Source organism: Pseudomonas sp. LB3P14, assembly GCF_054898045.1.
Map to the genome: position 1 here is coordinate 2,632,086 of NZ_CM142714.1, position 13,186 is coordinate 2,645,271.

A 13,186-nucleotide genomic window follows, 5' to 3' on the forward strand; every position below is an offset into this window, starting at 1 on the left:
AAGACCAAGTGATGAGTTCGTTGAAGGTCACGCTCTTCGGTAGCGGATGCTTACCACTGCTGACCTGACAACTACGACTATATTGATCCCAGTTATTTGGCACAAAACGAAATTACTGATGGTTACTATCGAAAATTTTGATTTGTCCGCAGGAGAGCAGTAAACCGCCAAATCAGCAACGCAACGATAGAGAAGACGCAGTGAATACAGGATCGGATTCATTGCTTAGCTCACTTGCCGCTGCTAAAATTTACGACTACTTTAGTCGGAGATCGATATGTCTCTTTACAGCGCTGGCGTTGAGTACGGCATTCATTGCCTGATTTTTTTGGTGGGCAATTGCGGCGACACCCGTGAGGCGAGCGTGCGCGACCTTGCTGAGCTGCAAGGCGTACCTCAGGACTATCTGGCAAAAATTTTCACCAAACTGGCCAAGGCAAAACTGGTGGTCGCCACTGAAGGCGTGCGCGGTGGGTTCAAGCTGGCCCGGCCTTCTGACGAAATCAGCATTCTGGATATCGTCAATGCCATCGACGGTCAGAAGCTGATCTTCGATTGCCGAGAGATTCGGGGGCGTTGCGCCTTGTTCGAAGGTTCCGCGCCGGCGTGGGCGCTGGCAGGTCCCTGCTCGGTGCATGCCGCCATGATGATCGCGCAGAAACGCATGGAAGACGCCCTCGCCCAGCAGACCATTCTTGATCTCGCCAGGAAGGTCGGACGAAAAGCGCCGGCGCAATTCAATGCTCAGGTGGACAACTGGATGAACGAACGTCGGGAAAAGAAAATCAGCGCGAGCACTCAGGCCAGCGACGATCAGATCATCCAGGTGACCGATATCACCGGCTAAACCTTACAGGCAATCACGCACTGCCTGACGCAACGCCCCTGATTTCGCCCACGGCGGCCCCTGATAAAGCGATACGTGACTGCCATCCTTCGATTTCACGATATCCACGATCTCGTCGGCCGTGATGATGCTCGGCGCCGTGATCCTGTAGCCGTTGGAAATCGCCGATTGGGTCGTGTTGGGTATTTCCTGCTGCCACGCCGGCAGAACGCACGCAGCATAGTCTTTTGGCGCCTTGTTGCTGTACTTGCTGACATTGGGCTCACCAGGCACCAAGGAAGCGGGCAACGAACAGCCCGCCAGCAACGCCAACCCTGCCCCCCCAATCAACTTGCGCATGACGCTTCCTTATCCCGAAAAGAGGAATGTAGCGCGTCGCTGTCCAGACATCCATCCGCTGAACAGCACTCAGCGAGGGACATTGTTATCGCCCGGATCCGGATATGACCTCTCGTTGAGATAGGTCATCCATCTTTCGTACGCTTCATGCTGCCATTGAGTGACCCGCTCCCATTCCGGGCCACTCAGCTGATGTGCGGAAATCAGTTTCATCATTTCCGTGGTGGCCGCGTCCAGATCAACCATCAGCTCATGAGCGTGAAATCGAAAGTCATCGGTGGTCGTCATTTGAAGTTGCCTCGCCCTGGCGAAAATTCACTACCTCACTACGACATCAGATCTGCTCGTTCGCGTTCATTTTCCCGACAAAAGGCTACGCCAACGGCCCAGACGAACAAAACGACCTGACTTGGGAAATGGGACTAAAATTTCGTAGCAGAGACTTTCAGGAGGTCATCATGTGGCTTAACGAATCTGAAAACGAACTTCGGCGTGACCTGCAAGGCGTTGCGTCGGACTTGAGATGGTCAGCGGTAGAGCTTTTGCGCATCGCAGAGCAGCTACGCCTGGCCGGCAATGATGTGGATGCGCAAGCAGCCCAAAAGCTGTGCGATTTGTTTCAGGGAGATGAGGAACGACTGAAGGGTTATGCCGAGGAAGTGAAAGCCAAGATTATCACTCGAACGAAAACTCATTAGCAGGAGCGCTGCCATGAACAAGCCTCTATGCGCGCTGGTCGTCGTACTGGCAGCGTTGGGTGGCTGCAGCACCGAGTCGCGTGTCTATCGGGATCAGCCGTTGGTCGCAAAGGTCGAGACCGGCATGAGCAAGGATCAAGTCCAGCAGATCGGCGGCCAGCCTTTATCGATAACGGATCGCACTGTTGAGCCAGGCAGCTGCTTTGACTACAAGCTGACGCAGACCGGCCATCAGCAAAACTACAACGTCAGTTTCGATGGCAGGGGCAAGGTCGACCATAAAAGCTTCATGACCTGCGCGGAATGGAGTCACGTGCAGCAAAAAGCCCGAGAGCCTTCCCACAGCAGCGGTGGCGGCGGTTATTAGCCCAAGAACTTAACGCCACGCGAAGAAAAGCCCCGGCGAACCGGGGCTGCAAGCGCACTATCAATCTGACTTCTGGCTGCGTGCAGGCCGACTTGATCTGGCCGTGTAGCCGGGAAGAGAGGCGGCAAAGGCCAGTGCTTCCTCTCTACTGCCAAAGGCTCCAAGCCGGTCACCTTTGGTGCACACCCGCCATGGCCCGTTGTTCACGCTGAGTACGTCATAACCGTTCATGTGCATTTTGGTCAGCATCGGAACGCTCATAGTCACCTCCATTTCGGCAGTGATAATCCTGGATTCACTTGAATACCTTACACCCGACCTTCATTGAAGTGCCAACCAGACGTCGCGCCAGGAGGGTATCCGTAGAAACCTGATACCACGGGGGCTCCATTCATGGATGGGTTGTTTGCGTGTCAGCCCTGGTCGCCGCCACCGACCGGCATGATCATGCCGGTGATATAAGACGCTTCATCGCTGGCCAGAAACAGAATAGCGCTGGCCTGTTCATCCAGCGTGCCGTAGCGCTTCATCAAACTGCTGTCGAGCGTCTGGTCGACAATCTGCTGATACCAGACCTTCTCTTGCGCGCTCTGATCGGCGCTGTTGCGCGGAATGGCCCGCGGCGGCGCTTCGGTGCCACCGGGTGCGGTGGCATTGACCCGAATCCCACGACCGGCGGTTTCGAATGCCAGGCAAGCGGTCAGCGCGTTGACCCCGCCCTTTGCCGCACCGTACGGCACGCGATTGACGCTGCGAGTAGCGATGGACGAAACGTTGACGATGGCGCCGCTCCCCTGTTCAAGCATGAACGGCAGCGCGGCATGACAGCACCACAGCGTCGGGAACAGCGAACGGCGAACTTCAGCCTCGATCTGCGGCGCTTCGTAATGCTCAAACGGCTTGGCCCAGATCGTCCCGCCGACGTTGTTGACCAGCACATCCAGACGCCCGAAACGTTCGACGGCGGTTTGCATCACGCGGCTGCATTCGCTGTATTGCTCAAGATCGGCGGTCAGCGCCAGCACTTGGCTGCTCTGCCCCAATTGCTTTTGTACGTCGAACACCAGCTCGGAGCGGTCGACCAGAATCAACCGCGCACCTTCTGCCGCCATGCGTTCAGCAACGCGCCGACCGATGCCTTGGGCGGCTCCGGTAATCAGCGCGACTTTTTCGTGAAATCTGTTCATGTCTCTCTCCCACAACAGCGCGGCTCAGGCCGCGCTGGCGGCAAATTTCTCGTAGTAAAAGTTTGTCGGCGCGATGCCTTTCTCACGGATGAATTGGCTGACGGCTTCGACCATCGGCGGCGGGCCGCACAGGTAGACATCGACATCGCCTTCGTTCAAATGCTGCGGCTCGATGTGTTGGGTCACGTAGCCCTTGAGCGGGTGCTGACTGTCCGGGTTGGCCACGCACGCACTGAAGCTGAAGTTCGGGATTCGTGCGGCAAAGGCTTCGAGTCGATCGAGTTCCACCAGGTCGAAATCGTTGGTCACGCCGTAGATCAAATGCAGCGGATGCTCACTGCCCTGCTCGGCGATTTTTTCCAGCATCGCCGTGAACGGTGCCAGCCCCGTACCACCGGCCAGCAGCAACAACGGACGGCGAATATCGCGCAGATAGAAACTGCCCAACGGCCCGGCCAGGCTCATGCTGTCACCCGCCTTGGCCATGCCGGTGAGAAAGCTGCTCATCAAGCCGCCGGGCACGTTGCGGATCAGGAAACTGACCTCGCCGTCGCGCTGCAATGAGCTGAACGAATAGGCGCGGGTCTGCTCGCTGCCGGGAATCCCGAGGTTCACGTATTGCCCCGGCAGGAACGCCAGTTTGCTCAGCGCCTCGCCCTTGATCGACAATGCGATGGTGCTGTCGGACAACTGGCGCACGGCGCTGATGGTGGCGTCATAGCTGGCCTGGCGGGTGCGGCAAACCTGCGAGGAGGTCGGCACGCGAATCACGCAATCGCTCTGGGCGCGCATCTGGCAGGTCAGGACGAAACCTTGCTCGGCTTCTTCCGCGCTGAGGGCGTCTTCGATGTACTCCTCGCCCAAATCATAACGGCCGGCCTCGGCGAAGCATTTGCAGGTACCGCAGGCGCCGTCGCGGCAATCCAGCGGAATATTGATGCCCTGGCGGTACGCGGCATCGGCCACGGTTTCGCCGGCGTTGGCGTCGATGAATCGGGTGACGCCGTCTTCGAAATTGAATGCAATGGAATGAGTCATGACGGCCGCCTCAGAGGTGGTAGACATCGATGACCTGGCGAACGTAATCGTTCTTCAGGATCACTTTCTTGGCCTTGATCAGCGGGTTTTCACCGCGCACATCGAGGGTGTAGAAACTGCTGCCGAAATAGCTGTCGACGGTCTTGTAGCGAAAGCTCAGGGTGTGCCAGTTGAAGCGCACCTTGCACAGTCCGTCGGCCTGTTCGAGCAGCTCGATGTTGCTGATGTTGTGCGAGGTGCGGGTGTCCGGAATGCTCGCGCTGGAGCGTTCGGTCTTGATCCGGAAGACGCGGTCTTCCAGACCGGTGCGGTTGCCGTACCAGATCAGCGAGATTTCCCGCTGAGGGTCTTCGGTCAGCTCGTCGTTGTCGTCCCAGGACGGCATCCAGAACGTCGCGTCAGGGGCGTACAACTCCAGCCATTCGTCCCATTGCCGGTCATCGAGGTAGCGCGCTTCGCGGTAGAGAAAATCGCGCAGGTTGTCATAAGTGATGGTCATTGCACGGCCTCCACAGGAATCAGTTCGGACTGTTCAGCAGCCAACGCCTTGAGCATCGTTTGCTGCCAATACTTGTGTTGCAGCACGAACAGGCCTTCGTCTTCGGTGCGCACGCCGCTGAGCAATGGATGCAGGTCGATTTCTTTGGCCGCCTCATCGGCGCCTTCGACCCAGTGTTCGGCGCCACGGGACATGTCGTTCCAGGCGGTCACGCTGCCCTGATAACTGGTCTGGCAGGAGCGAAACTCTTCCAGATCGTCCGGAGTGGCCATGCCGCTGACGTTGAAGAAGTCTTCGTACTGACGAATCCGGCTCGAACGCGCGGTGTCGCTTTCGCCTTTGGGGGCGATGCAGTAAATGGTGATTTCCGTGCGGTTGACCGAGATCGGCCGGGCGATACGGATCTGCGAACTGAACTGGTCCATCAGGTACACGTTCGGGTACAGGCACAGGTTGCGCGAGTTCTCGATCATCCAGTCGGCGCGAGCCTTGCCGAAGTCCTGGGCCAATTCATCGCGACGCTCGTACAGCGGACGATCCTCGGGGTTGGACCAGCGGGTCCAGAGCAGCATGTGGCCCTTGTCGAAGGAGTAGAAACCCCCGCCCTGCTTGGCCCAACTGCCGGCACTCATGGTCGGATTACAATCGCCGGCCTCGCGCTGCTTGCGCTGGCTCTGGGTGGCAGCGTAGTTCCAGTGCACCGAGCTGACGTGATAGCCGTCGGCGCCGTTTTCGGCGGTGAGTTTCCAGTTGCCTTCGTAGATGTAGCTGGAGGAACCGCGCAGCACTTCCAGGCCATCAGCGGACTGGTCGACGATCATGTCGATGATCTTTGCCGACTCGCCCAGGTGTTCAACCAGCGGCACAACATCAGCCTTCAGGCTGCCAAACAGGAAGCCACGGTAGGATTCGAAACGCGCAACCTTGGTCAGGTCGTGGGAGCCTTCGCAGTTGAAGCTCGCCGGGTAGCCCGCTTCAGCCGGATCCTTGACCTTGAGCAGCTTGCCGGAGTTGTTGAAGGTCCAGCCGTGGAATGGGCAGGTGTACGAACTCTTGTTGCCGGACTTGTGCCGGCACAGCGTCGCGCCACGATGGCTGCAGGCGTTGAGGAACGCGTTGAGCTCACCGTCCTTGTTGCGCGCAATGAAGATCGACTGACGCCCCATGGTGGTGGTGTAGAAGTCGTTTTTGTTGGGGATCTGGCTTTCGTGAGCCAGGTACAGCCAGTTGCCTTCGAAGATGTGCTGCATCTCGAGATCGAACAGCCGCGGGTCGGTGAACATCTCGCGCTTGCAGCGATAGATGCCCTGTTCTTTGTCATCTTCGAGCAGGGAGTGAAGGTATTCGGGTCGCAGGGTCATGGCCGCCGCCTCCATTGTTTTTATTCAGGCAGGGCCATGCTAGGACGGGGGGATGGGGCGGACTATCCGATGGGTGCAGACCTGTATCCGTTTTGTGCAATGGGGTTTTTTATGATCGTTCCCACGCTCTGCGTGGGAATGCCTCAACGGACGCTCCGCGTCCGCTTTTGGGACGCAGAGCGTCCCGGGCTGCATTCCCACGCGGAGCGTGGGAACGATCAACAGGTGATTTGCGGTGTTTCAGTGGCGGCGTTTGAGGGTGTCGGACGGCAATTCGCCAAACTGTTTGCGGTAGCTGTCGGAGAACCGGCCCAGGTGCAGGAAGCCGTAATCCATGGCGACTTCCGTGACGTTGCGCACGTTGCAGGTCGGGTCGCTCAGGCAGGCGTTGATGCGCTCAAGGCGTTTTTGCCGGATGTAGCTTTTCGGCGTGGTGCCGGCATTGCGTTCAAACAATCCGTACAGCGACCGCAGACTCATCCGCGCCTGGCGAGCCAGTTCTTCGCTGTCGATGTCCTGTTTGAGGTGGCCCGCGATGTAGTCGGCAATCCCCTCGAACGTAGCCGTCTGTGAGCCGAGACTGATACGGCTGACATTGGTCTTCATCAGGCTGAGCATCTTGCTGACGATGATCTGTGCGTAGTGCTCCTGCACCTTGGGAATCTGCTCGGTGGCCTCGGCCTCCTGGCAAATCATCGCCAACAGACCGACAAAGCCTTCCAGCTCATCGAGCTGATAACGGTTTTCCAGAAACCGCACGCCCTGCCCCGGATACCGCCAGCGCTGTTCATCGCACACGGACTCCAGCAACGGCGTGGGGACTTTGAGGATGAATTTTTCGCAATCGTCGGAATAGGTCAGGTCCACCGGATCGTCGGGATTGATCAGCAGCAACTCGCCGGGGGCGAAGTAGTGTTCCTGGCCGTGGCCGCGCCACAGGCAGTTGCCGCGCAGTAAGACTTGCAGGTGATAGATGCTTTCCAGCGCACCGGAGGTGACCCGTACGCTGCCGCCATAGCTGATGCGGCACAGGTCGAGGCTGGCAAATTTGCGGTGATTGAGGCTGGCCAGCGGTCGCCCGGCCCGGGGCATCAGAATGCAATGGTTACCGACATGCTGATTGACGTAGCCCGACACCGCGTAAGGATCGGCGTGGTCGAATACGGTGCTGCGCTGACTCAACAATTGCGCTTGCATCATCGGGGCACTCTCATTGTTGTTATCGGTTGCGTCGGGCCAGTCCAGGGCGGTGATCGAAAGCAGAAGGCCACGCGATAAACGGTCGGTTATCACGTGGCCCGGTTCCGCTGTTCGAGGATATCAGTCCTCGAGCGCGCGGACCCGTTCGTTGCGCTGCTGCTCGTCGGGTTGCGCGGAGGTCTGCAAGGTGAAATCGAAGTCGATTTCGGCAAAACGACCGCTCACACCATGGGCCGCCGCACGCGCTTGATCGTCGCTGAACGTGATTTTCGCGATCAGCTCATCCCGGGTGGCATAGGCGAAATCATCGTGCAGGTATTGATCGCCATCGAGGTTGATCTGGGTGGTCAGGTGCCGATGATCCGGCGCGGAAATAAAGAAGTGAATGTGCGCCGGCCGTTGACCATGACGGCCCAGTTGATCAAGCAATTGCTGGGTCGGACCATCCGGCGGGCAGCCATAGCCCGACGGGACGATGCTGCGGAAGCGATAACGGCCTTCGGCATCGGTGACGATACGACGACGCAGGTTGAATTCCGACTGGGTGGTATCAAAGTAGGAGTAAGTGCCGCCGGTGTTGGCGTGCCAGACATCCACCACCGCGCCGGCCAACGGTTCGCCGGCGGTGTTCTTGACCTGGCCCTGCATGAACAGCACCACACCTGGATCGACACCGTCATCCAGTCGCGCCTCACCCTCCGACAACGGCGCACCCGCCACATACAGCGGGCCTTCAATCGTCCGTGGCGTGCCGCCAGCCTTGCCGGCCTGCTCGTCTTCGGCGTCCATCAGCAGGTCGAGGTAATGTTCCAGGCCGAGCCCGGCCACCACCAATCCGGCCTCTTGACGCGCACCCAGCACGTTGAGGTAGTTGACGGCTTTCCAGAACTCTTCCGGGGTCACGGCCAGGTCTTCAATGATGTTCACCGAATCACGCAGGATGCGGTAGATCAGTGCCTTGGTCCGCGCATCGCCGGCATCGTTGTGCAGGCCGCTGGCCTCTTCGAGAAACTTCTGGACACTGGCAGTGTGGGAAATCTTGACGTTCATGGTGGTTCCTCATCTTGTAATTATTAGCGTAGCGAATTGAACAGGCTGGGTTCAGCGGTCATCCTCGCGAATGGAAGAAGGATGCCGGCACATCGCGTCGACCTCGATCGCCATGTACGGAAACAGCGGCAATTGCATGAGCAGGTCGTGCAGTTCCTGAACGCTGTCGACGTCGAAAACGCTGTAATTGGCATAGTGCCCGGCGATGCGCCACAAGTGACGCCACTTGCCCTGCTCTTGCAGGCGCTGGGCCAGGGCTTTCTCGTCGGTCTTAAGCGTTGTGGCTGTTTCCGGATTCATGTCGACCGGCAGATTCACGGTCATTTTTACGTGGAATAGCATGATGCTCTCCTCAGGCTTGATGAACGGAAGTGGATGTCTTATCGCGACGGAAAAACGCCAGGCGCTCTTCATCCAGGCTGAAACCCAGGCCCGGTGTTTTCGGAACGTGCAGCTCAAAATCGCGATAGACCAATGGCTCGCTGAGAATGTCTTCAGTCAGCAGCAACGGGCCGAACAGCTCGGTGTCCCACGCCAATTTATTCAGCGTGATGAAGGCATGAGCCGAGGCCAGGGTGCCGATGCCACCTTCAAGCATGGTGCCGCCATACAGGCCGATACCGGCGGCTTCGGCGATGGCAGCGGTTCGCAGCACGGCGCGCGGGCCGCCGTTCTTGGCGATTTTCAGGGCGAACACCGACGCCGCGCCCTCTCGCGCCAGATTGAAGGCATCTTCCACGCATTCGATGGATTCATCGGCCATGATCGGCGCCGGGCTCATCGCGTTCAGGCGTACCATGCCGGCGCGGTTATTGCGCGAGATCGGCTGTTCGATCAGGTCGATGCCGTTGGTTCCCAGGATCCGGCAGGCGCGCAGCGCAACCGCTTCATCCCAGGCCTGATTGACATCGACCCGCACGCTGGCGCGATCGCCCAGCGCTTTTTTGATCGCGATGACATGGGCCAAATCGCGATTGACCTCACCCGCACCGATTTTCAGCTTGAAGATCCGATGGCGGCGCAGGTCGAGCATTTTTTCCGCTTCGGCGATGTCCTTGTCGGTGTCGCCACTGGCCAGGGTCCACGCCACTGGCAAGGCATCGCGAACGCGGCCGCCCAGCAACTCGCTGACCGGCAGCCCAAGGCGTTTGCCCTGAGCGTCGAGCAAGGCGGTTTCGATACCTGATTTAGCGAAGGTGTTGCCACGGATGCTGCGCTCCAGGCGCAACATCGCGGCATTCACGTTGGTGCTGTCCTGGCCCAGCAGCAGCGGCGCGAAGTGTCGGTCGATGTTGGTCTTGATGCTGTCAGGGCTTTCGTTGCCGTAGGCCAGGCCACCGATGGTGGTGGATTCGCCGATACCTTCGATGCCATCGGCGCAGCGCACGCGAATGATCACCAGGGTCTGGTTCTGCATGGTGTGCATCGCCAGTTTGTGCGGGCGGATGGTCGGCAGATCGACGATGATCGTCTCGATCGATTCAATGGCTGTTGCAAGCATGTCGATACCCGTCAGGTTCTTAAAGTTCTGGAACCGATTCTCGTACGGCTTTTTTCGGGAAGCCAATATAGAATTGGTCTGACTTGATACCTTTAAGGTATGCAACCGACTTGTGTCTGGAGGTCCCATGGAACTGCGTCACCTGCGTTATTTTCAGGTGTTGGCTCAAACCCTCAACTTCACCCGTGCCGCCGAGCTTTTGCACATCGCCCAACCGCCCCTGAGCCGGCAGATGCAGCAACTGGAGGATGAACTCGGGGTGTTGTTGCTGGAACGCGGGCGACCGCTGAAGCTGACCGACGCCGGTCGGTTTTTCCATGAACACTCCACCGCGCTGCTCGAGCAACTGAGCAAAGTGTGCGACAACACGCGACGGATCGGTCTGGGTGAAAAGACCTGGCTGGGCATCGGTTTCGCACCGTCGACGCTTTACGGCGTGCTACCGGAACTGATTCGCCGTTTGCGCAGCGGCGAGCCCCTGGAACTTGAACTGGGGCTCTCGGAAATGACCACGTTGCAGCAAGTTCAGGCGCTCAAGGCCGGGCGCATCGACATCGGTTTTGGCCGAATCCGTATCGACGACCCGGCCATCATCCAGACTGTGTTGACCGAAGATCGGCTGGTCGCCGCCCTGCCCGCGGGCCACCCATTACTGGCCGGGCCGATCAGCCTTCGCGACCTGGCGAAAGAACCTTTTGTGCTGTACCCCGGCAATCCGCGGCCCAGCTACGCCGATCATGTGATCGCGTTGTTCGAGTCCTACGGCGTGAGCATCCATGTGGCGCAATGGACCAACGAGCTGCAAACAGCCATCGGGTTGGTGGGGGCAGGAATTGGCGTCACGCTGGTGCCGGCCTCGGTGCAATTGCTGCACCGCGACGACATTGGTTTCACGCCGCTGCTGGAAGACAACGCGACCTCGCCGATTATTCTCAGCCGGCGCGTGGGCGATGTATCGCCGGGGTTGAATCATTGTTTGCGGATGATTGATGAGCTGCAACCACAATTGCAGCTATAACGCGATCCGTAGCAGGTGCCGAAGGCTGCTACATGCCATTCAATGGGCATTCCGGTCCCAGAACCAGTTCCAGATTCCCGGCAATTTGACCGGCTCTGAACTGTCCTCGACCGTGCGCGCCATGGCCGCCCGTTGCAGTGCTGCCGTATCGTCGTAAAACGGCTTTTCTGCGGTTTTCACACCGGTAGCCTGTGCACAGTCGAGCAGGATTTGCAGGTATTCGCGAGTATGCCGGGCGGTGTAGCGATTGAGATCGTGGAAGGTCACCACCACCGGAATCACCCCGTCCACCACCGGTAACTCTCCAAGAGCGATGCGCTCGCGCACTTCGGACATTGTGCGCAGGAAGTGGGCCCGTCGCCGGGGGCTGGCGTTGAAACCCCAGATCTTGCCGTCATTGGCGCTCAGGTCCGTCAGCAGCACATGCATGCCGTGTTGCTGATAGGCGGCGAAAGTGCGTTTGTCGTAGTTCCAGAATGGCGGGCGCACCAGCGTCGGCGGCGCGCCGGTGATCGCGGCGATGTCGGCGCTGCCTTTGTTCAGCGCCTGCTCCAGTTCTTCCGGGGTCAGGGAGCGGTGATTGGTGTGCGAATGGGTGGCCGTGTGAAAGCCCAGAATCTGTCCTTCTGCCTGTTCGCGGCGCATGACCTCGCGACCGATATCGCTGTCGCCGGCACGTGGCGCACCCGTCTGCACGAAGAACACCGCTTTGATGTTCGGTTGCACCGGGTTACTGGCCAGGCTGTCGAGCACGGTCATCGTCGGATTCCAGAAACTCGATGCGCTGGGACCGTCGTCAAAGGTCAGCAGAAAACGGATCGGTGGTTGCGCACTCAGACGCTGTTCGGTCTGCGGCGTCATTTCGATGGGAGAAGCAATGCAACCCACCAGCCCGACGGCGATGGCGAGTGCAGATAGAACCTTGAACAGCTGTTTCATGATGTACCTTGGCCGGACCGTTGAGCCCGCACATCTCTGCGGGCGCAGGTTCGAACAGGGTACACAGTGTTTGGTTCCAGTGCTGCCCGGCATCGTAGGTTACTGGGCAAACGCCTGCTGAAACGAGCTGTCGATAATCGGCGCAGTCGCCAGCGCTGCCGGCAGCGCTTTTACCTTGAACAGGAAGTCCGCGGTGCTTTGCAGATCCTTGGCTGCCTGCGCATCCACCGGGCCGACGGTCATGTGGGCCTGACGCAACCAATGGCGCGAAACGTTCTGGTCAAGGTTGGCTTTCTTCGCCCAGAGATCGGCGTACTCGTCGGTGTGGTTGTCGACCCAGGCCCGGGCCTTTTTCAGGCGCACCAGAAAGTCGGCAATGGCTTCACGCTTGCTGTCGATCGAAGGCGTTGACGCAGCGATGGCGCTCAGGCCGGGCATCAGGTTCTTGGCGGTGAGGATCGGCCGAGCGCCAGAGAACAGAATCTGCTGAGAGATGTAAGGTTCCCAGACCGGGAATGCGTCGATGCTGCCCTGAGGCAGCGCGGCGGCGGCATCGATCGGCATCAGTTTGATGAAGTCGACGTAGTCTTCCGGCAAGTCGGCTTTTTCCAGGGCGCGCAGGGTCAGTTGCTGGCTCCAGGCACCGGGCCAGTAGGCGACTTTCTTACCCTTCAAATCGACGATGGTTTTGACCGGCGAATCCTTGGGCACCAGCAAGGCGATGGTGTCGGGGTTCTGCCGCGACACGCCAATCAGCTTCACCGGCGCCTGCTTGGCGGCGAGGAACAGGAAGCCCGAATCGCCGAGGAAACCCAGATCCAGTGCGCCGGTGTTCAGCGCTTCGGCCAGCGGCGCGGCAGCCTGGAAGTGCTTCCAGTCGACGGTATACGGCGCGTCTTTCAGTACCCCGGAAGCCTCCAGCGAAGCGCGAACGTTGTAGTAGTTCTGATCACCGACGTGCAGGACGACGGGCTCGGCGGCGTAGGTCAGTGGCGCGGCAAACAGTGCGCTGGCCAGTAGACCGCGCATGAATCGGGACAGGTTCATCAGGGGCTCCTTGAGAGTTATTGCGATAGACCATAACGCTCTTACGACAAGCTATTTAAATTCTATTTATGCATAAGCTAATGACCAGCGACCGA

At 59.0% G+C, this 13,186-nt stretch carries 17 protein-coding genes; 4 read left to right on the top strand and 13 right to left on the bottom strand.

What is annotated here, in order from left to right:
* Positions 1-277: 277 nt before the first annotated feature.
* Positions 278-847 carry an RrF2 family transcriptional regulator gene (locus ACYZT5_RS12120; protein ID WP_462051306.1) on the top strand — a complete coding sequence of 190 codons (570 nt, stop codon included), beginning with the start codon at positions 278-280 and terminating at the stop codon, positions 845-847.
* A 3-nt stretch (positions 848-850) separates the two neighbouring features.
* On the opposite strand, the gene ACYZT5_RS12125 is transcribed toward ACYZT5_RS12120, so the two are convergent.
* Together ACYZT5_RS12125 and ACYZT5_RS12130 are read right to left on the bottom strand one after the other, a co-directional pair.
* The gene (locus ACYZT5_RS12125; RefSeq protein WP_462051307.1) at positions 851-1,186 is read right to left on the bottom strand and encodes a hypothetical protein; all 336 of its coding nucleotides are present in this window, start codon (positions 1,184-1,186) and stop codon (positions 851-853) included.
* A 69-nt stretch (positions 1,187-1,255) separates the two neighbouring features.
* Entirely contained in the window at positions 1,256-1,474 is a 219-nt protein-coding gene (locus ACYZT5_RS12130) for a hypothetical protein (RefSeq protein ID WP_462051308.1), read from the bottom strand.
* A 170-nt stretch (positions 1,475-1,644) separates the two neighbouring features.
* Between ACYZT5_RS12130 and ACYZT5_RS12135 the strand changes: the two genes are divergently transcribed.
* A complete protein-coding gene (locus tag ACYZT5_RS12135) occupies positions 1,645-1,884 on the top strand; it encodes a hypothetical protein (RefSeq protein ID WP_462051309.1) in 240 nt (79 codons plus the stop codon).
* Positions 1,885-1,897: 13 nt separating this feature from the next.
* Positions 1,898-2,251 carry an osmotically-inducible lipoprotein OsmE gene (gene osmE, locus ACYZT5_RS12140; protein ID WP_462051310.1) on the top strand — a complete coding sequence of 118 codons (354 nt, stop codon included), beginning with the start codon at positions 1,898-1,900 and terminating at the stop codon, positions 2,249-2,251.
* A 60-nt stretch (positions 2,252-2,311) separates the two neighbouring features.
* Here osmE and ACYZT5_RS12145 read toward each other — a convergent pair whose 3' ends face one another.
* The 9 genes from ACYZT5_RS12145 to ACYZT5_RS12185 form a co-directional block, all read right to left on the bottom strand.
* Entirely contained in the window at positions 2,312-2,512 is a 201-nt protein-coding gene (locus ACYZT5_RS12145; protein ID WP_462051311.1) for an SPOR domain-containing protein, read from the bottom strand.
* Positions 2,513-2,664: 152 nt separating this feature from the next.
* A complete protein-coding gene (locus tag ACYZT5_RS12150; RefSeq protein ID WP_462051312.1) occupies positions 2,665-3,438 on the bottom strand; it encodes a 1,6-dihydroxycyclohexa-2,4-diene-1-carboxylate dehydrogenase in 774 nt (257 codons plus the stop codon).
* Positions 3,439-3,462: 24 nt separating this feature from the next.
* Positions 3,463-4,476 (bottom strand): benzoate 1,2-dioxygenase electron transfer component BenC, encoded by a 1,014-nt coding sequence (gene benC / locus ACYZT5_RS12155; RefSeq protein ID WP_462051313.1) that lies wholly within the window; start codon positions 4,474-4,476, stop codon positions 3,463-3,465.
* 10 nt (positions 4,477-4,486) lie between these two features.
* Positions 4,487-4,975, bottom strand: a complete 489-nt coding sequence (gene benB, locus ACYZT5_RS12160; protein ID WP_283184035.1) for a benzoate 1,2-dioxygenase small subunit — start codon at positions 4,973-4,975, stop codon at positions 4,487-4,489.
* Positions 4,972-6,336 carry a benzoate 1,2-dioxygenase large subunit gene (gene benA, locus ACYZT5_RS12165; RefSeq protein WP_462051314.1) on the bottom strand — a complete coding sequence of 455 codons (1,365 nt, stop codon included), beginning with the start codon at positions 6,334-6,336 and terminating at the stop codon, positions 4,972-4,974. Before benA ends, benB begins: the two co-directional genes overlap by 4 nt.
* A gap of 240 nt (positions 6,337-6,576) precedes the next feature.
* Positions 6,577-7,536: an AraC family transcriptional regulator gene (locus tag ACYZT5_RS12170; protein WP_462051315.1), complete on the bottom strand. Its 960-nt coding sequence runs from the start codon at positions 7,534-7,536 to the stop codon at positions 6,577-6,579.
* Between the two features lie 120 nt (positions 7,537-7,656).
* Complete coding sequence (gene catA, locus ACYZT5_RS12175; protein WP_462051316.1) at positions 7,657-8,586, bottom strand: catechol 1,2-dioxygenase; 930 nt, start codon at positions 8,584-8,586, stop codon at positions 7,657-7,659.
* A gap of 51 nt (positions 8,587-8,637) precedes the next feature.
* Entirely contained in the window at positions 8,638-8,928 is a 291-nt protein-coding gene (catC, locus tag ACYZT5_RS12180; protein ID WP_462051317.1) for a muconolactone Delta-isomerase, read from the bottom strand.
* Positions 8,929-8,938: 10 nt separating this feature from the next.
* Complete coding sequence (locus ACYZT5_RS12185; protein ID WP_462051318.1) at positions 8,939-10,087, bottom strand: muconate cycloisomerase family protein; 1,149 nt, start codon at positions 10,085-10,087, stop codon at positions 8,939-8,941.
* A gap of 127 nt (positions 10,088-10,214) precedes the next feature.
* On the opposite strand from ACYZT5_RS12185, the gene ACYZT5_RS12190 reads away from it, so the two are divergent.
* Positions 10,215-11,105, top strand: coding sequence for a LysR family transcriptional regulator (locus ACYZT5_RS12190; protein ID WP_462051319.1), 891 nt, complete (start codon positions 10,215-10,217; stop codon positions 11,103-11,105).
* A 39-nt stretch (positions 11,106-11,144) separates the two neighbouring features.
* Here the strand turns inward: ACYZT5_RS12190 and ACYZT5_RS12195 are convergent, their stop codons facing one another.
* Together ACYZT5_RS12195 and ACYZT5_RS12200 are read right to left on the bottom strand one after the other, a co-directional pair.
* Complete coding sequence (locus tag ACYZT5_RS12195) at positions 11,145-12,044, bottom strand: polysaccharide deacetylase family protein (protein ID WP_462051320.1); 900 nt, start codon at positions 12,042-12,044, stop codon at positions 11,145-11,147.
* Positions 12,045-12,143: 99 nt separating this feature from the next.
* Positions 12,144-13,091: an ABC transporter substrate-binding protein gene (locus tag ACYZT5_RS12200; protein ID WP_462051321.1), complete on the bottom strand. Its 948-nt coding sequence runs from the start codon at positions 13,089-13,091 to the stop codon at positions 12,144-12,146.
* Positions 13,092-13,186: the final 95 nt, after the last annotated feature.